The organism is Caulobacter sp. 602-2 (assembly GCF_011043625.1).
Classification (GTDB): domain Bacteria; phylum Pseudomonadota; class Alphaproteobacteria; order Caulobacterales; family Caulobacteraceae; genus Caulobacter.
In genome coordinates, this window is the sequence record NZ_JAAKGT010000016.1 from 21,095 (window position 1) to 43,863 (window position 22,769).

The window sequence follows — 22,769 nt, forward strand, 5'->3', positions numbered from 1 at the left end:
GTCTTTCGTGCGTCTCTGCGTGCGTTTTTGGCGTTAGGCTAGATCAGACGGCTTCGGCGCCGGAGATGATCTCGATCAGCTCCTTGGTGATCTGGGCCTGGCGGGAACGGTTGTACTCGAGGGTATAGCGCTTGATCATGTCGCCCGCGTTCCGCGTGGCGTTGTCCATCGCCGTCATCTGGCTGGCGTAGAAGCCGGCCATGTTGTCGAGCAGCGCCGACAGAATCTGGACCGTCAGGTTGCGCGGCAGCAGGGTCTCGAGGATGGCCTCTTCCGAGGGTTCGTACTCGTAGACCGCGGCCGGACCGGACGCGGGCTCGCCGCCCTCGACCACGGCCGGGATCAGCTGCAGCGCGGTCGGGACCTGCTGCACCACCGACTTGAAGCGGCTGTAGAACAGGGTGACGACGTCGGTCTCACCGGCTTCGTAGAGCTTGGTGACGACGTCGGCGATCGGCTGGGCCACCGACAGCGTCAGCTGGCGGTAGGACGACAGGTCGAAGTTATCCACCACCTTGTCGCCGTACGGGCGCTTCAGCTGGGCGGTCACCTTCTTGCCGACGCAGACGATCTTCACGTCCTTGCCCTGGGCGATCAGCCCGTCGATGTGGGCGCGGGCCGCGCGCACGATCGACGAGGTGAAGCCGCCGGCGAGGCCGCGGTCGGCCGCGGCCACCACCACCAGGTGACGATCGTCCCGGCCGGTGCCGGCCAGCAGCGCCGGAGCGCCGTCGCCCGACACGCCGGTCGCGAGGTTGGCGATGACGCTTGCCAGACGCCGGGCGTACGGACGGGCGGCTTCCGCCGCGTCCTGGCTCCGGCGCAGCTTGGCAGCCGCCACCATCTGCATCGCCTTCGTGATCTTTTGCGTCGCTTTGACGCTCGAGATCCGATTGCGCATTTCCTTCAAGCTGGCCATTCGGCGCTACTCTCTCCGAGCGGTTCCGAGGGGGCTTAGGCGAAGGTCGACGAGAAGCTGTCGAGCGCGCTCTTCAGCGACGCTTCCAGGTCCTTGTCGAGGGCCTTCTTGGTGGCGATGCCGGTCAGCAGGTCCTGATGGGCGCTGTGCAGGCGGGCCAGGAACTCGGTCTCGAAGCGACGCACCGACGAGGTCGGGATCTTGTCGAGATAGCCGCGGGTGCCGGCGTAGATCACGCAGACCTGCTCTTCGACCGACAGCGGCGCGTATTGCGGCTGCTTCAGCAGCTCGGTCAGACGCTCGCCGCGGGCCAGCAGCTTCTGGGTCGAAGCGTCCAGGTCCGAGCCGAACTTCGCGAAGGCGGCCATTTCGCGATACTGGGCGAGCTCGCCCTTAATCGCGCCGGCGACTTGCTTCATGGCCTTGATCTGGGCCGACGAACCGACGCGCGACACCGAGATGCCGACGTTCACGGCCGGGCGGATGCCCTGGTAGAACAGGTCGGTTTCCAGGAAGATCTGGCCGTCGGTGATCGAGATCACGTTGGTCGGGATGTAGGCCGACACGTCGTTGGCCTGGGTTTCGATGATCGGCAGAGCCGTCAGCGAGCCCGAACCGTTGTCTTCGTTCAGCTTGGCGGCGCGTTCCAGCAGGCGCGAGTGCAGGTAGAACACGTCGCCCGGATAGGCTTCGCGGCCCGGCGGACGACGCAGCAGCAGCGACATCTGACGGTAGGCGACGGCCTGCTTGGAAAGGTCGTCATAGATGATCAGGCCGTGCAGGCCGTTGTCGCGGAACCACTCGCCCATGGCGCAGCCGGCGAACGGGGCCAGGTACTGCAGCGGGGCCGGCTCCGAGGCCGAGGCCACCACGACGATGGTGTATTCCAGGGCGCCTTGCTCTTCGAGCGTCTTGACGATCTGGGCGACGGTCGAACGCTTCTGGCCGATGGCGACGTAGACGCAGTAGAGCTTGGCGCTCTCGTCCTTGCCGGCGTTGGCGGCCTTCTGGTTCAGGATGGTGTCGACGGCGACGGCGGTCTTGCCGGTCTGACGGTCACCGATGATCAGCTCGCGCTGGCCGCGGCCGACCGGGATCAGGGTGTCGATCGACTTCAGGCCGGTCTGCACGGGCTCGTGCACCGACTTGCGCGGGATGATGCCCGGGGCCTTCACGTCGACGCGGCGACGCTCGGTGTACTGGATCGGGCCCTTGCCGTCGATCGGCTCGCCCAGCGGGTTGACGACGCGGCCCAGCAGGCCCTTGCCGACCGGCACGTCGACGATCTCGCCGAGGCGGCGGACTTCGTCGCCTTCCTTGATCTCGGCGTCAGCGCCGAAGATCACGGCGCCGACGTTGTCGCGCTCGAGGTTCAGGGCCATGCCCTTCACGCCGGCCTTGGGGAACTCGACCATTTCACCGGCCTGGACGTTGTCCAGACCGTAGATGCGGGCGATGCCGTCACCCACCGACAGGACCTGACCGACGTCCGAGACGGCGGCTTCCTCGCCGAAGTTGGCGATCTGCGACTTGAGGATGGCCGAGATTTCGGCGGCGCGGATATCCATGGCTGGGTCGGGCTCTTTCTTGAGGCTCTCTGCGTACGTACGTTTTTGCGCGGTTATACGCTTAGGCGCGCTTGAGGGCGAATTTCAGGGAATCGAGCTTCGAACGAACCGAAGCGTCGAACAGTCGGGAACCGACGCGCACCTTGACGCCGCCCAGGATGGACGGGTCGACGCGGGTCGAGATTTCGGGGGTCTGGCCGAGCGCGCTCGACACGGCGGCCGTGACGGCCTTCAGCTGGGCGGCGCTCAGCGGGGCGGCCGAGGTGACCTCGGCGGCGACCACGCCGCGGTGCTTGGCCGACAGGGCCACGAAGGCGTTGATCGCGCCGACCAGTTCGACCGCGCGGCCGTTGGTGGCGATCAGGCCCAGGAACTTGGCGGTCAGCAGGTCGAAACCGGCCTTCACGGCGACGGCGGTCAGGCCCTTGGCCTTGTCCTCGGCCGAGAACGCGGGGGAATCCAGCAGGCGGCGCAGGTCGGCGCTATCGGCGATCATGCCCTTCAGCGATTTCAGGTCGCTTTCGACCTTCGCCAGGTTGCCGCCTTCGATCGTCAGTTCGAACAGGGACTGCGCATAACGCTGACCCGCATCCGTCGCCTTGGTTTCGTCCGCCACTTGTTCCGCCCGGTGTGCGTTGCAATCGCCGCGGAAGAGAAGCTCCCCCCTCTCCCCGGCTTAAAGACTTGATCGCGCTTGAGAAAAGCGCACGGGCGGCCCGCGCATTCACGCTGCCCTTCCCGAAGCCCGGCGCCTGATAACACGGGGTGTTCGCAGTCGCAACCAAGCCGAGGTGATCGTGTTCGGCCAAGTTCGCGAAAAAATGTGTTTATCCGTCAGACGTTGACGCGGCGGAACACGCCCGAGGCCGCCCCGGCCAGGGTCCCGTCGGCGGCGCGCGCCTCGGCCTGGGCGAACACCAGGCTGCGAGTGGCCCGCTCGATCCAGCCGCGCGCCGAAAGGCCCGCGCCGCCCTGGCCTGCCCTGCCCCGGCCTGCATAGTCGATCGTCACCGACACCGGCGCGGCGTCGGCGCCGGCGGCCTGTCGCAGGGCGTCTTCGAGTTGGACGGTCAGCGGCTGGGTCATGGCGACGATCTAATCCCTGCGCGGACGAAGACGAAAGACAGGACAAAGAAAAAGGGCGGCGGAAGCGATCCGCCGCCCCATCAGGCGAATGGTCGAGGAAACAGCCAGAGAGAAAGACGTCTCCGGGTACGCTTACGAATAGAGCGGGATCAGGCCGCCTTGGCCGAAGCGTTGCAGCGCTCCAGCTCTTCGGCGGCCAGGGCCTTGGCGTCGCCGCCGAAGGCCGAGACGCGGCCGGCTTCTTTCGCCAGCGCCTTGCACGAAGCGACGCTGAGGGCCCGCGACGGGGCCGAGGTGGCCACGCAGGCGGCGTCCTCGCAGACGAAGACCGCGCCGCCGGCGACGATCTTGGTCTTGGCGGAGACGGGTTTTTCGAGGGTGACCGCCAGGCGGCCATCGGCCAGGGCGGGCGCGGCGACGAGCGCGGAAACGGACAGGGCGGCGACAGCCGCCAGGGCGCGGAGCTTCATGGGAAAAGCCCTCCAGCTTCGGGGATGATGGAAAGATCGATGATCGCGGCTTAAGCTGTACTGGCCGGTCGGTCCCGTGGGATGTGGACGCCAGTTATCCCCACCGGCGTCGCGAAACCGAACTAAGCACTGCTTAGATATCAGCGTTCAGAAATCGCGCAAGCCGATTTTCGTTCGCGTGCGCATATTTTTTCGAAACTGAGATTTTTGGGGGTGTGGGGACGACCGAGAGGCCCCCGATATCCCGTCTTTCCCGCCCTTGTGGCGGGAAACCCTGGCTCCGCTCGCACGTGAAGCGCCAACGGCGTGCTCGGCGCGCCGCCCCTCCCGTCCTTGCGGCTGACAGAGGGGTTCCCGCCACGAGGGCGGGAATGACGGGAAGAAAAGAATGACGGGCGGAGAAGAGAGCGCGCTCGGCGCTCTACAGCCCCAGGATGGAGTCGATCCGGCTCTCGGCCTTGGCGTGGATGGCCCGATCCTGGACCATGCCGTCCATGCGGGCGAAACGGCCGTCCTTGCCGGCTTGGCGGCGGATGCCGTCGGCGGTGACCACCACGGGCGGGCGGCGGGCGTCGGTCAGGCCGCCCAGCAGGGCGGCGAACACCGCGCCGACGGCGGCGGCCAGCACCGGCCCGGCGAAGTCGATGGCGGTCTCGCCGAAGACGGCGTGCAGCTGGACCAGAATATGCTCGCGATTGACCTGCTCGGACAGGATCTGCAGCGACCAGGCGGCCACGCCCTGGATGACGGCGGCCAAGACCACGGCGATGACCACCCCCAGGAAGCGGGGGCGCCAGAAGAGCCCGAGCAGGGCTCCCACCAGGGCGAAGGCGACCATCAGGATCATGGCGGCGATCCTGCGCCCGTCTCCTCAAAAGGAAGTTAAGCCCCGGATGGACGCGAGTTAATCCGATACGCGGATGACGAGAGCCGGAGACGGGGCCATATAAATGCGATCGGCGGCCGCGGGCCGCCCCACGAGGGAGCCTTCATGTCGCAGCTGCGTTCGCCGGCCCGCCTGGCCCTTGCCTCCGCCGCCCTGGCCGTGACCCTGGCCGGCTGCGGGATCAACACCATCCCCACCCAGGACGAGAAGACCAAGGCCGCCTGGGCCGAGGTGCAGAACCAGTATCAGCGCCGGTCCGACCTGATCCCCAACCTGGTGGCCACCGTGAAGGGCTACGCGGCCCAGGAAAAGGACGTCCTGACCTCGGTCACGGCCGCTCGCGCCAGCGCCACCCAGGTCAAGGTCGACGCCTCGACCATCACCGACCCGGCCGCCTTCCAGAAGTACGCCGCCGCCCAGGACCAGCTGACCGGCGTGCTGGGCCGCCTGATGGTGATCCAGGAGCAGTATCCGGACCTGAAGTCGAACCAGAACTTCCTGGCCCTGCAGAGCCAGCTGGAAGGCACCGAGAACCGCATCACGATCGCGCGGCGCGACTACAACGAGACCGCGCGGGTCTACAACACGAGCCTGCGCACCTTCCCGACCATCCTCTGGGCCAAGACCGTCTATGGCGGCCAGAAGCCCGCCCAGCTGTTCGAGGCCTCGGCCGCGGCCCAGACCGCCCCGACCGTCAGCTTCGACGCCCCGGCCGCGCCCGCCGCCCCGGCCCAGCCGGCGCCGGCGCATTAGGGTGACGAACCTCGCCTCGGCCCAGCGCCTCCCCCGCATGCGGGGGAGGCGCTGGCTGGCCGCTCCCCTGGCCTTTCTCGTCGTCCTGCTTCTCGCCGCCGCCGCCTTCGCCGCCCCGACCTTTCCGCCGCTGAGCGGCCGGGTCGTCGACCAGGCCGGCATCCTGTCGCCGGCGGCCGAGCAGAAGCTGGCCGACGAGCTGGCGACGCTGGAGAAGCAGACCGGCCGCCAGCTGGTGGTCGCCACCCTGTCCAGCCTGCAGGGCTACGAGATCGAGGACTACGGCTACCAGCTGGGCCGCGCCTGGGGGATCGGCGAGAAGGACAGGAACACCGGCGCCCTGCTGATCGTCGCGCCCAGCGAGCGCAAGGTCCGCATCGAGGTCGGCTACGGCCTGGAGCCGGTGCTGACCGACGCCCTGTCCAGCGTCATCATCCAGAGCGCCATCCTGCCGCGCTTCAAGGCCGGCGACATGGAAGGCGGCATCGTCGCCGGGACCGACGCCCTGGTGAAGCAGCTGTCGCTGCCCGACGGCGAGGCCAGGGCCCAGGTCGCCCAGGCGGCGGATGCGGAGCGACAGGACGATAGCGGCGGCGTGCCGGTGGTGGCGATCTTCATCGTCTTCATCGTGGCCGTCATGATCCTGCGGGCGATGTTCGGCCGTCGCCGCTATCGCCGCAGCGGCCTGGGTTCGGCGGTGGGCGAGGCCCTGCCCTGGATCCTGATCAACGCCCTGACCAGCAGCAACCGCGGCGGAGGCGGCGGCTGGAGCAGCGGCGGCGGTGGCGGCGGATTCTCCGGCGGCGGCGGCTCGTTCGGCGGCGGCGGATCCTCGGGGAGCTGGTGATGAACGACATTCTTTCCCGCCCCGACCAATTGCGGATCGCCGACGCCGTGCGCGCCGCCGAGGCCGGCACGATCGGCGAGATCCGCTGCGTGATCGCGCCGCGCATCGAGCCCGACCGCCCCGCTCCCGTCCTGGCGTGGGCGGCGGGCGCGGCCCTGCTGCTGCCGGCCTTCGGCCTGCTGGCCGGCCTGCGGCCCGAGTGGCTGACCCGCCTGTTCGGCGGCTGGAGCGTCGGCCACGCAGCCGCCCAGGACGGCGCGATCCTGTCGGCCCTGCTGGTCTATCTGACCCTGCAGGCGGCCGTGTTCGCCCTGGCGGCGGCCGTGCTGTCGATCCCGCCGCTGCGGGCCCGGCTGCCCACCGGCGAGAGCCCGGCCGAACGGGTGCGGCGAGCGGCCATGGACTACTTCCTGTCCAGCGACCTGCGCGCCACGCAAGGCCGCACCGGCGTGCTGATCTTCGCCGCCCTGGCCGAGCATCGCGTCGAGGTGCTGGCCGACGAGGGCGTCCACGGCCTGGCCCCCAAGGACGCCTGGTCCGGCGTCGTCGCCGACCTCGTGGCGGGCCTGAAGGCCGGCCGGACCGCCGACGGCTTCGTCGCCGCCGTCGGCCGCGCCGGCGCGATCCTGGCCGAGCACGCGCCGCGCACGGGCGGCGACAACCGCAACGAACTGCCTGACGCCCCGACCATACTGAACTGATGATCCGACCTTTTCTCGCCCTGGCCGCCGTCGCGGTCCTGAGCCTGGCGTCGCGCGCCCATGCCGCAGACGACGTTCGCTTCGAAACCTGGAACGGATCGCTCGTCCAGCAGGTGGAGGTCCTGTCGCCTCAACAGGCCGATGACCTCAAGCATCGCATCGCCGACCTGGAACGGCGCACCGGCCGCCGGCTGGCCGTCGTGGTGCTGGGCCATCCCGGCCGCTTCTCGATCGAAGACCATGCCGACTTTCTGGAGCGGAGTTGGGCGATCTCGCCGGCGGACAAGGCCAACGGCGTCATCCTGGTGATCGGCGCCCACAACGGCGGCGAAGCGATCGTCGTCGGCCACGACCTGGCGGACGTGTTCGGCGAGGGCGTGGGGGCCGAACTGCTCGACGCCGTCCATCGCAAGAGGGTGGGTGACGGGCTCGTGAGCCAGGCCGACGCCACCGGGGCCGTGCTGGCCGGCGCCGACGCCGCGCTGAGCCAGCTGTCCCTGCCCGACGAGGAAGCTCGCCGCCTGTCCCAGGCCGCCGACGAACGCCTCCAGGCCCGCGTCAACGAGGACGAGGCGGCCAGCGGCGTCGGCGCCGGCGTCATCGCGGCCTGCCTGCTATTGTTGATCGGCGGCGGGATCTGGCTGAACCGCATCGAGGCCCGGCTGCCGCCCCACCTGCGGCGCAAGCACAAGGCCGGAATCCAATGGGGCCGCTACTGAGGCCGAGCCCGCGCGGCGCCTTACGCTTACGTGATCTTCCCCCCGGCGAATTTCCGGCCTACGGTGCCGGCAATTCAAACTAACGTTTAAACAGGGAAGAAGCGCCATGCGCGAAGCGGTCATCGTCTCCTACGCCCGGACGGGCCTGGCCAAGTCCAATCGCGGCGGCTTCAACAACACCCACGGCGCGGCCATGGCCGGCCACGCCATCCAGCACGCGGTCAGCCGCGCCGGCCTCGACGGCCCGGAAGTGGAGGACGTGGTGCTGGGCTGCGGCGGTCCCGAAGGCGCCACCGGCATGAACGTGGCCCGCAACGCCGCCATCTGGGCCGGCTTGCCGGTCACCACCTCGGGCCAGACCGTCAACCGCTTCTGCTCGTCGGGCCTGCAGGCCATCGCGACCGCAGCCAACTACGTGCGCAACGACGGCGCGCCGGTGGCGATCGGCGGCGGCGTGGAGTCGATCTCGCTGGTGCAGGGCGGCGGCCACATGAACCGCTTCCACATCACCGAAGACAAGCTGATGAAGGAAAAGCCGGCCCTGTGGATGGCGATGATCGACACCGCCGACATCGTCGCCAAGCGCTACGGGATCAGCCGCGAGTACCAGGACGAATACTCGCTGCGCAGCCAGCAGCGGATCGCCGCCGCCCAGGCCGCCGGCCTGTTCGCCGACGAGATCGTGCCGATGGCCACCAAGATGAAGGTGGTCAACAAGGAGACCAAGGAAGAGAGCCTGGTCGACTACGTCGTCACCAAGGACGAGTGCAACCGTCCTGAAACCACCCTCGAAGGCCTGGCCAAGCTGGAGCCGGTCAAGGGTCCGGGCAACTTCATCACCGCCGGCAACGCCAGCCAGCTGTCGGACGGCGCGGCCGCCGTGGTGGTGATGGAGGCCAAGGAGGCCGCCCGCCGCAACCTCGAACCGCTGGGCCTGTTCAAGGGCTTCGCCATCGCCGGCTGCGAGCCCGACGAGATGGGCATCGGCCCCGTGTTCGCCGTGCCGCGCCTGCTGGAACGCCACGGCCTGAAGGTCGACGACATCGACATCTGGGAGCTGAACGAGGCCTTCGCCAGCCAGTGCCTCTACAGCCGCGACCGCCTGGGCATCGATCCCGAGAAGTACAACGTCAACGGCGGCTCAATCGCCATCGGCCACCCCTTCGGCATGACCGGCGCCCGCTGCGCCGGCCACCTCTTGCTGGAAGGCAAGCGCCGCAAGGCCAAGCTGGGCGTCGTGACCATGTGCATCGGCGGCGGCATGGGCGCCGCCGGCCTGTTCGAGATCTTCTGATCTCGATCGGAACATAGAGAAGAGAGCTCAATCACCCCGGAGGTCCGCCTCCGGGGTGATGTCGTTTCGGGGCGTCCTCAGCTGAGGTCGCGCGCCTCCAGCGCCGCCAGCAGGGCCGCCAGGCGGTCGACCTGCGGCTGCAGCGCCGGGTCTAGCCGCGCCTTGGGCGGGTCGGCCTGCACATGGACGAGGTTGGTCGTCTCGTTGGGGTCGGCGACCAGGTCGTACATCTCCCACTCCTGGCCAACGCGGCCCGACGGGTCGAAATAGCGGGTCAGCTTGTGGGTCAGGGTGCGCACCGAACGCACGTGGTTGGGCTGGCGCACCGAGCCGGGAGCGATATCGACCGGCGGCCGCGCGGGGTTGCCCTTGCGCACCTTCTCCACCGCCGCGTCGAACACCGCGTACTCCTTCTCGCACTTGGTGTTGTGCGGGTTGTTCAGCGGCGGCGAGGGGGCGGTGATCTCGTCGTCGGTGATGAACAGCACGCCCAGACGCTCGTTGCCGTCGGGCTCGATCACCCGGTCGGTCTCGCCGCGGATCAGCGGCGCGAGGTTGGCGCCCGGCAGCGGCGGCGTCGGCCGGGTCTTGGCCAGCACGGAAGCGATGGCGTCGCGCTCGGCCTCGCCCACCCCGGCCAGGCCAAGGATGGTCGGCACAATGTCGGCGTGGCTGGTCAGGGCCTCCTTGGCCAGTGGGACCCCGTCGGGCAGGCCTTGGGGCGCGAGGCCCGGCGGGAAGCGCACGACCACCGGCACGTGCAGCACCTCCTGATAGGCGGTGTGCCACTTCTCCAGCATCATGCCGTGGGCGCCGGCCATCTCGCCGTGGTCGGTGAGGAAGACGACGATGGTGTTGTCGGCCTGGCCCGTGGCCTCCAGCGTCTCCAGCACCGCGGCGATGTGCACGTCGACCACGCTGTGCAGCCAACCATAGAGCTGGACGAAAGCCTTGACCCCGCCGCGCGGGTCGCTGGTCAGCTGGAACGGGATCGGCCCCTGCAGGGCGATGTCGGCCGCCGCCTCCAGGGCCTTGTCGGTATCGGTGATCCCCATGCCGCGCGCGACGTTGAAACCGGTCTTGGCGTTCAGCGCCAGGCCCATCTTCCAGGCGTAGTCGTGCTGGGCCGAGGGCTTGGTCGACAGGTCCTCGTCCCAGGTCGGCGGCACGTGACCGCAGTCCGGGTCGAAACCGCCGGGATTGAGCGGGATGGTCGCCGTGCCCGCCGTCGGCGGCGGGGTGCGCTGGCCCTGCAGCGGCACGGTCAGCGGCTGGAAGATACCCTGCACGCCGCTGTCGTCGGGCTTGGGCAGGGCCTGGCCGATCACGGCCGGATAGGTGGCGATGTCGTGGGGGTTGGTGAACGAGGCCACCGCGAACCACGGCTTCAGGTCCGCCGGATCGGGACCCGAGGCGTAGGGGTCGTGCGACTGGGCGGTGGCGACGGCGCGGTCGTAGTTCACCGCCAGGGCCTGGCGGCGGATGAAGGCGCAGGCGGTGTCGGAAAAGCCGGCGTCGCGATAGAGGCCCAGGTTGTTGATCGCCGCCCCGTGCGGCTCGGGCCAGCTTTCTTCCCAGTCGTCGAAGCCGTAGTCCTCGAGCGTGTGGCGAGCCGGGTCGCTGACGTGCCACTTGCCGAAGTAGTGGGTGGTGTAGCCGGCCTGCCGCATCCAGTCGCCCAGGGTCGGGATGCCGTCCTGCGCCAGCCACGGGAAGTTCGGCGAGTCCCCGCTCTTGAACAGGCCGTCGGTCTGGGTGACGCCGGTGCGCGTGCCGTACTGGCCGGTGTAGATCACCGTGCGGCTGGGCGTGCAGGCGCTGGCGGCGATGGTGTGGTTGGCCAGCAGCACGGCGTTGTCGCGCAGGGCCGCAAGCCCCGGGAAGTGCTGGATGTAGTCGTTGCCCGGCTTCAGCGGCTGGAAGCCCAGCACGTCCTTCAGACCCTCGGCCAGGCCGTGAGCGGCGCCGTAGCAGAAGCGCGGAAAGCGATACTGGTCGCAGGTGATCAGCAGGATGTTGGGTCGCGTGGTCATGTCGGCCTCCCCTCGGACACGTGACGGCCCGAATGTCGGGAAGCTGACGCCGAAGTTGTGACAGGACTGTGCTCGCCTTCACAGAACGGCGCTTTCGCTGATGTCTCGCCGAACCGAGAAACCGTCGTTCACCCTGCGACAAGGAGTCGCGCGGGTTGGCGAAAACGCCGCGCTTAACCACGCTTTTACCGCGCGCCCTGCTTTGTGGATCCAAAGATGAAACACCTCCGCCGCGCTCGGTGCGCACGAGAGGACGCTGAAAGCGGGACAGTCCTGATGAAGCTCGACGATCTGAAGATCGCCACCAAGGTGATGCTGCCTGCCATCGTGCTGGCGGTCGTCGCCGTCGCGTGCGTCGGCATGGGCGTGTGGCAGCAGAAGAAGCTGGAAGCCACCACCTCGACCATCGTGCAGCAGCGCGCCCCGGCCGAGCTGGAAATGGCCCGCTTCAACCGCCGCGTCGCCAGCATCGGCTACGCCGCCTACCGCACCGTGGCCAACGAAGGCGCGTCCGACGCGGCCAAGCAGGCCTCGCAGGAAATCGACGACGCGCTGAAGAGCGGCAACGAGCGCCTCGACGCCGTGGTCAAGGCCGACCCCTCGACCGCCAAGGACGTGGCCGGCTTCCGCAACCGCTTCAAGAAGGTCTACGACAGCGGCCGTCAGGGCGCTGACCTGGGCCTGCAGGACGCCAACGAGGCCGGCATCATGGTCATGGCCGTGATCGATCCGGACATCACCGCGCTGACCAAGGACGTGTCGGACTGGACCGACAAGCACACCAACGACACCAAGGCCATCGTCGCCAAGGCCAGCAAGGACGCCCAGGCCGGCATCATCGTCAGCCTGCTGTTCGGCCTGATTTCGGCCGCCGCCGCCATGGTCTTCGCCGTGTGGATCGGCCGCAGCAAGATCTCGCGCCCGCTGGTGCAGCTGTCCAAGACCATGGAGATCCTGGCCCAGGGCTCGGTGGACGTCGACGTCAACGGCGCCCAGCGCCGCGACGAAGTCGGCGCCATGGCCCGCTCGGTCCAGGTGTTCAAGGACAACGCCCTGGCCCTGCGCACCGCCGAGGCCGCCCAGCAGCGCGCCGCCGCCGAGACCGAGGCCGAGCGCCGCCGTAACGAGCAGGTCCGCGAAGCCGCCGCCAAGGAGCAGGCCTTCGTCATGGAAGAGATCGCCACCGGCCTGAACCGCCTGGCCGAGGGCGACCTGACCTACCGCGTCGACGCCGACTTCCCGGCCGACTACAAGCGCCTGCAGTCCGACTTCAACGGCGCCATCGCCCAGATGGAAGAGGCGATGCGCACCATCGTCCACGCCGCCAACGGCATCGGCGCCGGCAGCGACGAGATCGCCTCGGCCGCCGACGACCTGTCGCGCCGCAGCGAGCAGCAGGCCGCCAGCCTGGAAGAGACCGCCGCGGCCCTCGACGAGATCACCGCCACCGTCCGCCGCAGCTCGGCCGGCGCCCAGGAAGCCTCGCGCGTGGTCAGCTCGACCCGCACCGACGCCGAACGCTCCAGCGTCGTCGTCAAGGGCGCGGTCGACGCCATGCAGCAGATCGAGAAGTCCTCGACCGAGATCAGCCAGATCATCGGCGTGATCGACGAGATCGCCTTCCAGACCAACCTTCTGGCCCTGAACGCCGGCGTCGAAGCCGCGCGCGCCGGCGACGCCGGCAAGGGCTTCGCGGTCGTCGCCCAGGAAGTGCGGGCCCTGGCCCAGCGCTCGGCGGAAGCCGCCAAGGAGATCAAGACCCTGATCTCTACCTCGAGCCAGCAGGTCAATCAGGGCGTGTCGATGGTCGGCCAGACCGGCGAGGCCCTGCAGGCCATCGTCAGCAAGGTCGGCGAGATCGACGCCCTGGTCAGCGAGATCGCGGCCTCGGGCCAGGAGCAGGCCACCGGCCTCAACCAGGTCAACGCCGCCGTCAACCAGATGGACCAGACCGTCCAGCAGAACGCCGCCATGGTCGAGCAGTCGACGGCCGCCAGCCACTCGCTCAAGGGCGAGGCCAACGGCCTGATGCAGATGATCTCGCGCTTCCAGGTCTCGGGCGCCGAAGCCCGCCGCGTCTCCGCCGGCGGCGGTTCGACCCGCCGCGCCGCGCCGCCGCCGGTCTCGCGTCCGGCGCCCGCCGCCGCCAAGCCGGCCGTGTCGCTGGCCGGCGCCGACAGCCGCCCGGGCGTCAATCCGGTCCGCTCGGCCCAGGCCAAGCTCGCCGCCTTCGCCTCGTCGGCCCCGGCCGCCAGCAGCGACGACTGGGAAGAATTCTGATCGCGTAACGCGCCCCGCGTATCGGGGGCGTATCCTCCCTGAACTGAAGACCCCGCCGGTGAAAGCCGGCGGGGTTTTTGTTTGCCAGGAGGCTTCCTTCTCCCCCGACGGCAGAAGGGCTACTTGACGTCTCTGACCGCCATCGGCGCATCCACCGGGCAGCCATCGACGCTGCGCATCACGGCGTAGCGCAGGCCCGAGCGGGGTTCCTTGGAGAGCGGGCGGGCGCGATCTTCGCCCTTGGCGTCGTCGGCGGGCGTGACCTTGCTCAGGGGGCAGCCCGGCTTGGCGGGCCGGATCACGCGGCCGTCCTCGATGCGGGCGGGCGGCGGCGGGGCGTCGGCCTGGAGCGCGGGGCCAGACGTTTCCGGCAGGGTGTAGACCCGATCGACGGGCGCCGCCTGCACCGCGACGGCCAGCAGCAGGGTGGACAAGAGCATGGCGGGTCTCCGTTGCCGAACTCCGCCACTCTACGTCCGATTGCCTGGATGCGTCTTCAACTTACCGGATCGGGTGACGGCGAGACGCGATGCGTTCGGCCTGACTTCGACCAGGCGTCTCAAACTGAGCCGTCCCCAGCCGATGCTGTTGCGTCGCCAAGGCCGTGGCGCAATTTGAGATTGATCAGAAGGGCGGCACACGCTGGCCGCTCGCCGATCCGCGCCATTCACTGACCACGCCATGCACTGGGGGAAACGCCAATGACGACCGGGACCACGACCGACAACCTTTTCGCCGACATCGCCGCCATCAGCTACGTTCTGAGCGACACCTGGGTAGGCAACGCCCAGGTCGGGGTCTGGAACTCCGAGATCTCCGTCATGGGCAAGTCGATGTCGGTCCAGCAGTCGCACAGCACCGACGTCTACGACTACTTCCTGATCGAACTGGTCGGCCAGAGCTCGCTGGGCGTCAACCAGGGCAACCGCCCGCCCGCCGGCTACAGCCTCAACATCGATTTCATCACGCCCAACGAACCGCCGCCGCCCGTGGAATTGGTCCTCAGCTCGCCCGACACGACGGTGACCACGACGACCTACACCGACAGCATCAGCTACACCTTCAACGGCAGCATCGGTTTCTCGCCGTCGGGCCCCAGCGTCTCGATCGGCAGCTCGCAGACGATTACCAACACCACCACCAGCTCGATCGCCAGCCTCGAGGTCCTCAACCTCTCGGGCGTGAACGGCAGCGCCGCCGGCTCCTGGGAGTACATCATCGCGGCGAAGTCGCTGGAGGCGCAGGGCGCGACGCCCCTGCTGGGTCAGGTGCTGGTGCGCCGTCCGCACTCGTCGGAGCCGCTCAGGGTCAACGTCGAGGTCGCCGTCTACTTCAGCAACAAGCACATGCCCGCCGGCTTGGACTGGAGCGGCGTCAGCCAATACATCACCGGCTACCAGGGCGACCACATGCCGCCGCTGACGAAGGGCAACGCCAGCGTCGGCATGCTGTACACCCGCATGCTCGACGCCCCGCCGCTGCCGCTTTCAGTCACCGCCGAGGCCGTCGGCTGAACGAAAAAAGCCCCGCCGTCGCCGGCGGGGCTTTCCGATCTCCAGGACGATGTGCGGCCCGTTAGGCCTGCCCCGTCCTTAGGCCTGCATCGTCCAGCCTTCGACGCCCATGGCCGCCTGGCGCAGGGCTTCCGAGCGGGTCGGGTGCGGGTGGCAGGTGCGGGCGACGTCTTCCGACGAACCGCCGAACTCCATGGCCACGCAGATCTCGGCGATCATGTCGCCGACGTTGGGACCCACGGCGTGGGCGCCCAGGATGCGGTCGGTCTTGGCGTCGGCCAGCACCTTCACGAAGCCGTCGGTCTCGTGGTTGATCTTGGCGCGGCTGTTGGCCAGGAACGGGAACTTGCCGACCTTGTAGGCGACGCCCGCGGCCTTCAGCTCGTCTTCCGTCTTACCGACGGTGGCGACTTCCGGCTTGGTGTAGATGACGCCCGGGATGATGTCGTAGTTCACGTGGCCGGCCTTGCCCGCGATCAGCTCGATGCAGGCCACGGCCTCGTCCTCGGCCTTGTGGGCCAGCATCGGACCCGAGGTCACGTCCCCGATCACCCAGATGCCGTCGACGCCGGTCTTGTAGTGGTCGTTGGCGATGATCCCGCGCTTGTCGGGGGTGATGCCCACGGTTTCCAGGCCAAGGCCTTGCGTGAACGGGCGACGGCCGATGGCCACCAGCACGTAGTCGGCCTGCAGGGTCTCGGCGGGACCGCCGGCGACCGGCTCGAGCGTCAGTTCGGCCTGCTTGCCCTTGTCGGCCGCGCCGGTGACCTTGGCGCCCAGCTTGAACTTGAAGCCCTGCTTGGTGAGGATCTTCTGGAAGGCGGTGGCAACTTCGGTGTCGGTGCCCGGGACGATGCGGTCCAGGTACTCGACGACGGTGACTTCGGCGCCGAGGCGACGCCACACCGAACCCAGCTCCAGGCCGATGACGCCGGCGCCGACCACGATCAGGCTCTTGGGAACCGACGGCAGCGACAGGGCGCCCGTCGAGTCGACGATGCGGCCGGCGTTGTCGATGGTCACGCCCGGCAGCGGGGTGGGCTCCGAACCCGTGGCGATGACGATGTTCTTGGTCTCGAGGATGCGTTCGCTGCCGTCTTCGGCCTTCACGACGACCTTGCCCGGCCCGTCGATGCGGCCCCAGCCCTTCACGTACTCGACCTTGTTCTTCTTCATGATGAACTCGACGCCCTTGGTCAGGGCTTCGACGCTCTCGGCCTTCTGGGCCATCATCTGGTCGAGGTTCAGCTTCGGCTTCACTTCGATGCCGAGCTTGGCGAACTCGCCGCCGGCGGCGGCTTCATAGTATTCCGAGGCGTGCAGCAGGGCCTTCGAGGGCATGCAGCCGACGTTCAGGCAGGTGCCGCCGAGCTTGCCGCGACCTTCGACAATGGCCGTCTTCAGGCCCAGCTGGCCGGCGCGGGTCGCCGCGTTGTAGCCGCCGGGGCCGCCCCCGATGATGACGACGTCGTATTGGGCCATGGGATCTTCGCCTTGCAGCAACGCGCCAGGAACGGCGCCGGACAGAATATGGTGTCGGCAAGACGCTTTGGCAGGCCTTGCCGAGGCGGGGCTACTCCTAGTGCGGCGGGGGACAAAACGGAACCCGTTTTTCGCCCTTATGCGTGATCCAGAAAGGGAAATTCCGCCTTGCAGCCCGCGTCTTGCACAGGCGCGCCCTGCTCGGCCGGCGGGCACGTTCTTGCCGCCCGCCCACTTTTCCGCGTCGTCCTTGCCGACAGCTTGGCCATGCTCTAGCCATTTCGTCCTTCACCGGAGCCCGCCATGCCGCGCGCGCTCCAAATTCAAGACGGCAAGGCGCCCCGGTTCAGGTCGAACCGGGCGGCGCTCGGGAGGCGACATTGCTCAGCACTTGGAAGTCGTGGACCGCGGGGGCGGCCCTCGCGATCGGCATGATGGCCGGCGGAAACGTCATGGCCCAGGAAGCCAAGCCCGCGCCTGAAAAGGCCCCGGCCGCCGAACTGCCGGCCTTCCCGGCCGACAAGTCGGTCAAGCAGACCACCGTCCTGGCCGGCAAGACGCTGTCCTACACCGCCACCGTCGGCTCGCTGCCGGTGCGCGACGAGAAGGGCAAGAAGATCGCCGAGGTGGTGTTCACCGCCTACACGCTGGACGGCCCGCGCGATCCAAACCGTCCGGTGACCTTCGGCTTCAACGGCGGCCCCGGCGCGGCCTCGGTCTATCTGAACTTCGCGCTGGGTCCCAAGCGCGTGCAGTTCGGCGCCGAGGGCGACAGCCCCTCGGCCCCCACCCGCCTGCAGGACAATCCGGCCAGCTGGATGGACTTCACCGACATGGTGTTCATCGACGCCGTCGGCACCGGCTTCTCGCGCAGCCTGACGACGCCCGAAGAGACCAAGAAGCGCTTCTACGGCGTCAAGCAGGACATCGACTACCTGTCGCGCATCGTCTTCGACTGGCTGGTCAAGAACGAGCGCCTGCAGTCGCCCAAGTACATCGTCGGCGAAAGCTACGGCGGCTTCCGCGGCCCGCGCCTGACCTACACCCTGCAGACCGACTACGGCGTCGGGATCAACGGCCTGGTTCTCGTCTCGCCGCTGCTGTCGAGCGCCGGCCGCACCGCCCAGGAAATCTCGCCCCTGCCGTCGATGTGGACCCTGCCGTCGATCGCCGCCGCCAAGCTTGAGCGCGACGGCAAGCTGACCCCGGCCGCCATCAAGGAGGTCGAGGACTACACCCGCGGCGAATACATGGTCGACCTGATGAAGGGCAGCGACCCGGCCGCGCTGGATCGCCTGACCACCAAGGTCTCGGCCATGACCGGCCTTGACCCGACCTATGTGCGCCGCGCCGGCGGGCGTCTGGAGACCCAGTCGTTCCTGCGCGAGGTGTTCCGCCAGACCGGCCGCCTGGGCAGCCGCTACGACAGCAACGTCACCTCGCTGGACCCCTTCCCGTTCGCCCCCGAGCAGGAAATCAACGACCCGATCCTCGACTCGATCATCGCGCCGACCACCAGCGCCATCGTCGACTTCACCACCCGCACCGTCGGCTGGAAGGTCGAGGGTCGCTACGACGCGCTGTCGGGCGAGGTGAACCAGGCCTGGGATCGCGGCCGCGGCCCCGACACCGAGTCGGTGACCGACCTGCGCAAGTCGGTCTCGGTCGACCCGAAGCTTAAGGTGCTGATCGTCCACGGCTACAACGACCTGTCGTGCCCGTTCTTCGCCTCGCGCCTGGTGGTCGACGCCATGCCGGCCACGGCCAACGGCCGCGTGACGCTGTCGAACTATCCCGGCGGCCACATGTTCTACAGCCGCCCCGACAGCGGCGCGGCCTTCCGCGCCGACGTCAAGAAGCTGTACGGCGCCAACTAGGTCGTCGACTTTCAGAGACTTCGCAGGGCCGTCCCGGGAAACCGGGGCGGCCTTTTGCCTGTCCGCTCCGCGAGCAGGCCCGCATCCCGCCTCGTAGAAAAACTGGCCGGTCGCGGAGCCATTCTCCATTTCACCGATAGGAATAGGTAGATATCACCGCAGCCCAATCGCCGAATGGCGTTATCTCGAATTGAGGGGGCTCTCTGATGATCGCACTTTCGGCCAAGCGGCTCGGCCGCGCCGCCCTGCTGGGCGCGCTTCTGTCCACCACCGCGGGCCTGGCCCTGGCGGCCGAGGCGCCCGCCGCGCCGCTCGCCGCCCCCCCGGCCGATCCGGCGGCCGACCCCGCCGCCAACGACGACGCCAGCCTGGTCGGGCAGATCTTCGTCACCGCCCGCCGCCGCGAGGAAAGCGCCCAGGAGGTGCCGATCGCCCTGACGGTGACCTCGGCCGAGACCCTGACCCAGACCGGCGTCAACAGCATCGTCGCCCTGACCCAGCTGGTTCCGACCCTGCAGGTGCTGTCGCCCAACCCGCGCAACACCGCCCTGACCATCCGCGGCCTCGGCGCCTCCTACGGCCTGGCCAACGACGGCCTTGAGCAGGGCGTCGGCATCTATGTCGACCAAGTCTACAACTCGCGTCCGGGCGCCGCGACGCTCGACTTCATCGACATCCGCCAGATCGAGGTGCTGCGCGGCCCGCAGGGCACGCTGTTCGGCAAGAACACCACCGCCGGCGCGCTGAACATCACCACCCTGGACGCCACCCAGGACTTCGAGGCCGACGTCGAGGCCAGCTACGGCAGCCTCAATTTCCGCCAGTTCAAGGCCACGGTCGCCGGCGGCCTGATCAACGACAAGCTGGCCGCCCGCCTGTCGTTCGTCGGCACCTGGCGCGACGGCGACCTCTACAATCCCAAGAGCAACAGCTACCAGAACGCCCGGGCCAGCACCGGCTATCGCGGCCAGCTGAAGTTCACGCCCAATGACAAGCTGACGGTCAGGGTCTACGGCGACTACGCCGTCCAGCAGCCCGAGTGCTGCACCCAGGTCTATGTCACCGTCGGCACGACCCTGAAGCCCGTCGCCCAGCAGTACGCGGCCCTGGCCGCCGGCAAGAACTACACGGTCGCCAGCAAGAACCCCTACGACCGCATCTCCGACATCGACGACCCGATCCAGGCCGACCAGTGGGTCAACGGCCTGTCGGCCGTCGCCGACTACGACTTCGGCCCGGTCACCCTGACCTCGGTCACCGCCCACCGCGAATGGGACTGGGAGCCGCGCAACGACCGCGACTACACCGCGCTGGACGTCACCCGCCGCTCCAACAACCCCTCGCACCAGAAGCAGTTCAGCCAGGAGTTCCGCCTGTCCAACAACGGCGGCGGCCCGATCGACTGGACGGCCGGCCTTTATTACTTCGACCAGAACGTCACGACCCACGGCGTCACCGAGTACGGCTCGGACGCCTCCTACTGGCTGCTGCCCGCCACCAACACCCCGGCCTCGCTGCTCGAGGGCTACACGGTGTTCAACGACAGCACGATCGACACCACCAGCTACGCCGCCTTCGGCCAGCTGACCTGGAAGGTCAACGATCGCCTCAGCGTCACGCCCGGCGTTCGCTACACCCAGGAAAAGAAGGACGGGACCTACATCCAGACCACCACGGGCGGCTCGGTCACCACCGACACCGTGCTGCTCAACCGCCGCCTGGGCATCGCCCGGCCGCAGAACTTCACCGCCAAGACCGACGACGGCGCGTGGTCGGGCCAGATCGCCGTGGTCTACAAGCTGACCAAGGACGTCAACGCCTACGCCACCGTCTCCAGCGGCAACAAGTCGGGCGGCATCAACATGACGGCCCTGCCGCTGACCAGCGCCGGCACGCCCTCGCTGGCGGCCGCGGTGATCCGTCCCGAGAAGGTCACCACCGTCGACGTCGGCCTGAAGACCCAGTGGTTCGAGAACCTGGTCACCGCCAACCTCGCCGCCTTCGCCACCGACGTGAAGGACTTCCAGGCCAACGTCGTCGACAGCGGCCCCGGGGCCCTGCGCGGCTACCTGGCCAATGTCGAGAAGGTGGAAGTGCGCGGCGTCGAGCTGGACGCCTCGACCCGCTCGATCGGCGGCTTCAAGTTCTACGGCAACCTGGCCTACACCGACGGCAAGTACGCCAGCTTCAAGAACGGCCCCTGCCCGCTGGAGAAGATCGGCACGTCCACCGCCGCCTGCGACCTGTCGGGCAAGGAGCTGCCGGGCCTGTCGAAGTGGGCCGGCTCGGCCGGCGCCGAGTACCGCACCAAGACCAGGCTCGGCCGCCTGACCGGCGAGGCCTATGCCGGCGTCGACGCCAGCTTCCGCTCGGCCTACTACGCCGACAGCTCGGACTCGCAGTACACCCGCATCAAGGCCTACGAGATCGTCAACCTGCGCGCCGGCTTCCAGTCGGACAGCGGCTGGGAGGCCTTCGTGTCGGTGCGCAACGCCTTCGACGCCGAGTACCTGCAGAACATCACCGTGGTCTCGGGCAATTCGGGCCTGGTCGTCGGCACCCCGGGCGACGCCCGCGCGGTCGCCTTCACCCTGCGCGCCAGCTACTAGGCGCCAGGCTCGAAGCGAAGATCGGGGGCGGCCTCTCGCGGGGCCGCCCCTTTTTCCTGGCCCCTACTTCACAGCCGCGTTGCCGCCGTCGGCGAAGAGGGCCGAACCGGCGACGAAGCTGGCCATGGGGCTGGCCAGGAACAGCGCGGCGCTGGCGATCTCGTCGGGGTCGGCGATGCGCTTGAGGGCATGCAGGCCCGCAGCCCATTCCTTCTGCGCCGCATCGCCGCCCATCGGCGTGTCGGTTCCGCCCGGCAGCAGGGCGTTGGCGCGGATCCCCTGCGCGGCGTAGTCGGCGGTCAGCCCCTTCACCAGGCCCATCAGCCCAGCCTTGGAGGCGCCGTAGGCGGCCATGCCGGGAATGCCGACGCTGGTCCCCACGAAGGTCGAGACGAAAACCAAGCTGCCGCCGCCGCGCGCCAGCATGGCCGGAATCTGCGAACGCGCGCCGAGAAAGGCCGAGGTCAGGTTGGCGGCCAGCACGGCGTTCCAGTCGTCCAGCGCGATGTCGGCGAGCGGCGCGTAGGGACCGACCGCGCCGGCGTTGTTGATGGCGATGTCCAGCCCGCCGAACCGCTCGACGGCGGCGGCGACCAGGGCCTCGTGGGTGGCGGGGTCGACGACGTCGCCGGCGACCGCATGGACCTGTCCGCCGCGACCACGGATCTCCTCGGCGACGATCTCCAGGGCGTGGCCGCCCCGGGCGTTGATCACCACCGCCGCGCCCTCGGCGGCCAGCCGCAGGGCGGTGGCCCGACCGATCCCCGACGACGCGCCGGTGACGATCGCGACCTTGCTGTTCAACATCGACATGCTTGCCTCCTGATTGGGAGGCCAAGGTCTAGGAAAAGGCGGCGCGGGGCGGCCACCCGGATCCTGCTGTCGGCTCAGGCGTAGGCCGGATCGGCGGCATTGATGTCGGCAGGCGCCGCGCCGCGCAGGTTCTGGCGGCGCCAGGCGTTGGGGCTGATGTCGAAGGCCCGGCGGAAGCGGTTCGACAGGTGGGCCTGGTCGGAGAACCCGCAAGCGATGGCGATCCGGCCCAGCGGCTCGGCCGAGTCCAGCATCATGGCGCGGGCCTGTTCCAGGCGCAGGTTGAGGATGTGGTCGCGCGGGGCCATGCCGTAGCTGGCGGCGAAGGCGCGCGAGAAGTGGCTGACGCTGAGCTTGGCGATCGCCGCCAGATCCGTCACCCGCACCGAGCCGTCGAGATTGGCGGCCAGGTGGGCGTCGATGCGGCGCATCTGCCAGGGCGCCAGGCCCCCGCGGTCCAGCTCGCCCGGCGCGGCGGCTTCCAAGAGGCGCAGGCCCTCGCGCTGGACCAGGGCCATGGCTTCCTGGATGCGGCGCTCGGCTTGGCCGCGGTCCTCGCGGGCGGTGCGCTGGGCGTCGCGCAGCAGGTCGGCGATGCGCTTGGGCAGGGCGCTGGCCTGAACGTCCTCGCGAGGGGCGAAGCTGCGCGAGGTTTCACCGATCTGGGCGGCGCGGGCGGTCATCGTCGAAGTGGCGAACATGGTCTGAAATCTCCCCTGGCGGGCCCGGCGGCCGCGGCGTCGAAGGAGAGAATGGCGGGGCTCGAATGATCGCGAAATGGAAATGATGGAAAGTTATCTTTTCCAATTATTGCATCATAACCGTGAGGTCTTGGACATTCCGGTCGTCGATTTCACAGCCGGCCTGTCCCAATCACGGCCTGGGCCGGCGTGGCGAGGCGCCCATCTATCGGCGACA

At 68.8% G+C, this 22,769-nt stretch carries 20 protein-coding genes; 9 read left to right on the plus strand and 11 right to left on the minus strand.

From position 1 onward, the window contains the following. Window positions 1–43 precede the first annotated feature (43 nt). From G5B46_RS22210 to G5B46_RS22235, 6 genes are all read right to left on the minus strand, one after another. Window positions 44–919 carry a F0F1 ATP synthase subunit gamma gene (locus G5B46_RS22210; protein ID WP_165262551.1) on the minus strand — a complete coding sequence of 292 codons (876 nt, stop codon included), beginning with the start codon at window positions 917–919 and terminating at the stop codon, window positions 44–46. Window positions 920–954: 35 nt separating this feature from the next. Beyond that, the gene (atpA, locus tag G5B46_RS22215; RefSeq protein WP_165262553.1) at window positions 955–2,487 is read right to left on the minus strand and encodes a F0F1 ATP synthase subunit alpha; all 1,533 of its coding nucleotides are present in this window, start codon (window positions 2,485–2,487) and stop codon (window positions 955–957) included. Between the two features lie 61 nt (window positions 2,488–2,548). Then, window positions 2,549–3,103: a F0F1 ATP synthase subunit delta gene (locus G5B46_RS22220; RefSeq protein WP_165262555.1), complete on the minus strand. Its 555-nt coding sequence runs from the start codon at window positions 3,101–3,103 to the stop codon at window positions 2,549–2,551. A gap of 218 nt (window positions 3,104–3,321) precedes the next feature. Continuing rightward, entirely contained in the window at window positions 3,322–3,573 is a 252-nt protein-coding gene (locus tag G5B46_RS22225) for a hypothetical protein (RefSeq protein ID WP_165262557.1), read from the minus strand. A 149-nt stretch (window positions 3,574–3,722) separates the two neighbouring features. Beyond that, window positions 3,723–4,043: a hypothetical protein gene (locus tag G5B46_RS22230; RefSeq protein ID WP_165262559.1), complete on the minus strand. Its 321-nt coding sequence runs from the start codon at window positions 4,041–4,043 to the stop codon at window positions 3,723–3,725. 421 nt (window positions 4,044–4,464) lie between these two features. Beyond that, window positions 4,465–4,890, minus strand: a complete 426-nt coding sequence (locus tag G5B46_RS22235) for a hypothetical protein (protein WP_240903615.1) — start codon at window positions 4,888–4,890, stop codon at window positions 4,465–4,467. A 144-nt stretch (window positions 4,891–5,034) separates the two neighbouring features. Here G5B46_RS22235 and G5B46_RS22240 point away from each other — a divergent pair, with 144 nt between their 5' ends. The 5 genes from G5B46_RS22240 to G5B46_RS22260 all read left to right on the plus strand — a co-directional run bounded on the left by G5B46_RS22240 (window position 5,035) and on the right by G5B46_RS22260 (window position 9,243). Then, the gene (locus tag G5B46_RS22240; protein ID WP_165262561.1) at window positions 5,035–5,682 is read left to right on the plus strand and encodes a LemA family protein; all 648 of its coding nucleotides are present in this window, start codon (window positions 5,035–5,037) and stop codon (window positions 5,680–5,682) included. A 37-nt stretch (window positions 5,683–5,719) separates the two neighbouring features. Continuing rightward, window positions 5,720–6,529 (plus strand): TPM domain-containing protein, encoded by an 810-nt coding sequence (locus tag G5B46_RS22245; RefSeq protein WP_165262657.1) that lies wholly within the window; start codon window positions 5,720–5,722, stop codon window positions 6,527–6,529. Then, window positions 6,529–7,230, plus strand: coding sequence for a TPM domain-containing protein (locus G5B46_RS22250; protein WP_165262563.1), 702 nt, complete (start codon window positions 6,529–6,531; stop codon window positions 7,228–7,230). The genes G5B46_RS22245 and G5B46_RS22250 overlap by 1 nt, the downstream gene beginning before the upstream one ends. Further along, window positions 7,230–7,949, plus strand: coding sequence for a TPM domain-containing protein (locus G5B46_RS22255; RefSeq protein ID WP_165262565.1), 720 nt, complete (start codon window positions 7,230–7,232; stop codon window positions 7,947–7,949). Before G5B46_RS22250 ends, G5B46_RS22255 begins: the two co-directional genes overlap by 1 nt. A gap of 106 nt (window positions 7,950–8,055) precedes the next feature. Beyond that, complete coding sequence (locus tag G5B46_RS22260) at window positions 8,056–9,243, plus strand: acetyl-CoA C-acyltransferase (RefSeq protein WP_165262567.1); 1,188 nt, start codon at window positions 8,056–8,058, stop codon at window positions 9,241–9,243. Between the two features lie 77 nt (window positions 9,244–9,320). Here the strand turns inward: G5B46_RS22260 and G5B46_RS22265 are convergent, their stop codons facing one another. Then, the gene (locus G5B46_RS22265) at window positions 9,321–11,276 is read right to left on the minus strand and encodes a sulfatase-like hydrolase/transferase (RefSeq protein ID WP_165262569.1); all 1,956 of its coding nucleotides are present in this window, start codon (window positions 11,274–11,276) and stop codon (window positions 9,321–9,323) included. Window positions 11,277–11,552: 276 nt separating this feature from the next. On the opposite strand from G5B46_RS22265, the gene G5B46_RS22270 reads away from it, so the two are divergent. Continuing rightward, entirely contained in the window at window positions 11,553–13,556 is a 2,004-nt protein-coding gene (locus G5B46_RS22270) for a methyl-accepting chemotaxis protein (protein ID WP_165262571.1), read from the plus strand. A 119-nt stretch (window positions 13,557–13,675) separates the two neighbouring features. On the opposite strand, the gene G5B46_RS22275 is transcribed toward G5B46_RS22270, so the two are convergent. Continuing rightward, a complete protein-coding gene (locus tag G5B46_RS22275; RefSeq protein WP_165262573.1) occupies window positions 13,676–13,996 on the minus strand; it encodes a hypothetical protein in 321 nt (106 codons plus the stop codon). A 261-nt stretch (window positions 13,997–14,257) separates the two neighbouring features. Here G5B46_RS22275 and G5B46_RS22280 point away from each other — a divergent pair, with 261 nt between their 5' ends. After that, entirely contained in the window at window positions 14,258–15,070 is an 813-nt protein-coding gene (locus G5B46_RS22280; RefSeq protein WP_165262575.1) for a hypothetical protein, read from the plus strand. A 78-nt stretch (window positions 15,071–15,148) separates the two neighbouring features. Here the strand turns inward: G5B46_RS22280 and lpdA are convergent, their stop codons facing one another. Then, window positions 15,149–16,552 carry a dihydrolipoyl dehydrogenase gene (gene lpdA / locus G5B46_RS22285; RefSeq protein WP_165262577.1) on the minus strand — a complete coding sequence of 468 codons (1,404 nt, stop codon included), beginning with the start codon at window positions 16,550–16,552 and terminating at the stop codon, window positions 15,149–15,151. A gap of 431 nt (window positions 16,553–16,983) precedes the next feature. Between lpdA and G5B46_RS22290 the strand changes: the two genes are divergently transcribed. Both G5B46_RS22290 and G5B46_RS22295 read left to right on the plus strand, forming a co-directional pair. After that, on the plus strand, window positions 16,984–18,429 hold the full coding sequence (locus G5B46_RS22290; RefSeq protein WP_165262659.1) for a S10 family peptidase: 1,446 nt from the start codon (window positions 16,984–16,986) through the stop codon (window positions 18,427–18,429). A gap of 206 nt (window positions 18,430–18,635) precedes the next feature. After that, window positions 18,636–21,038: a TonB-dependent receptor gene (locus G5B46_RS22295; RefSeq protein ID WP_165262579.1), complete on the plus strand. Its 2,403-nt coding sequence runs from the start codon at window positions 18,636–18,638 to the stop codon at window positions 21,036–21,038. 63 nt (window positions 21,039–21,101) lie between these two features. Here G5B46_RS22295 and G5B46_RS22300 read toward each other — a convergent pair whose 3' ends face one another. Both G5B46_RS22300 and G5B46_RS22305 read right to left on the minus strand, forming a co-directional pair. Beyond that, window positions 21,102–21,851, minus strand: coding sequence for an SDR family oxidoreductase (locus G5B46_RS22300; RefSeq protein WP_165262581.1), 750 nt, complete (start codon window positions 21,849–21,851; stop codon window positions 21,102–21,104). A 74-nt stretch (window positions 21,852–21,925) separates the two neighbouring features. Beyond that, complete coding sequence (locus G5B46_RS22305) at window positions 21,926–22,552, minus strand: AraC family transcriptional regulator (protein ID WP_165262583.1); 627 nt, start codon at window positions 22,550–22,552, stop codon at window positions 21,926–21,928. Window positions 22,553–22,769 lie beyond the last annotated feature (217 nt).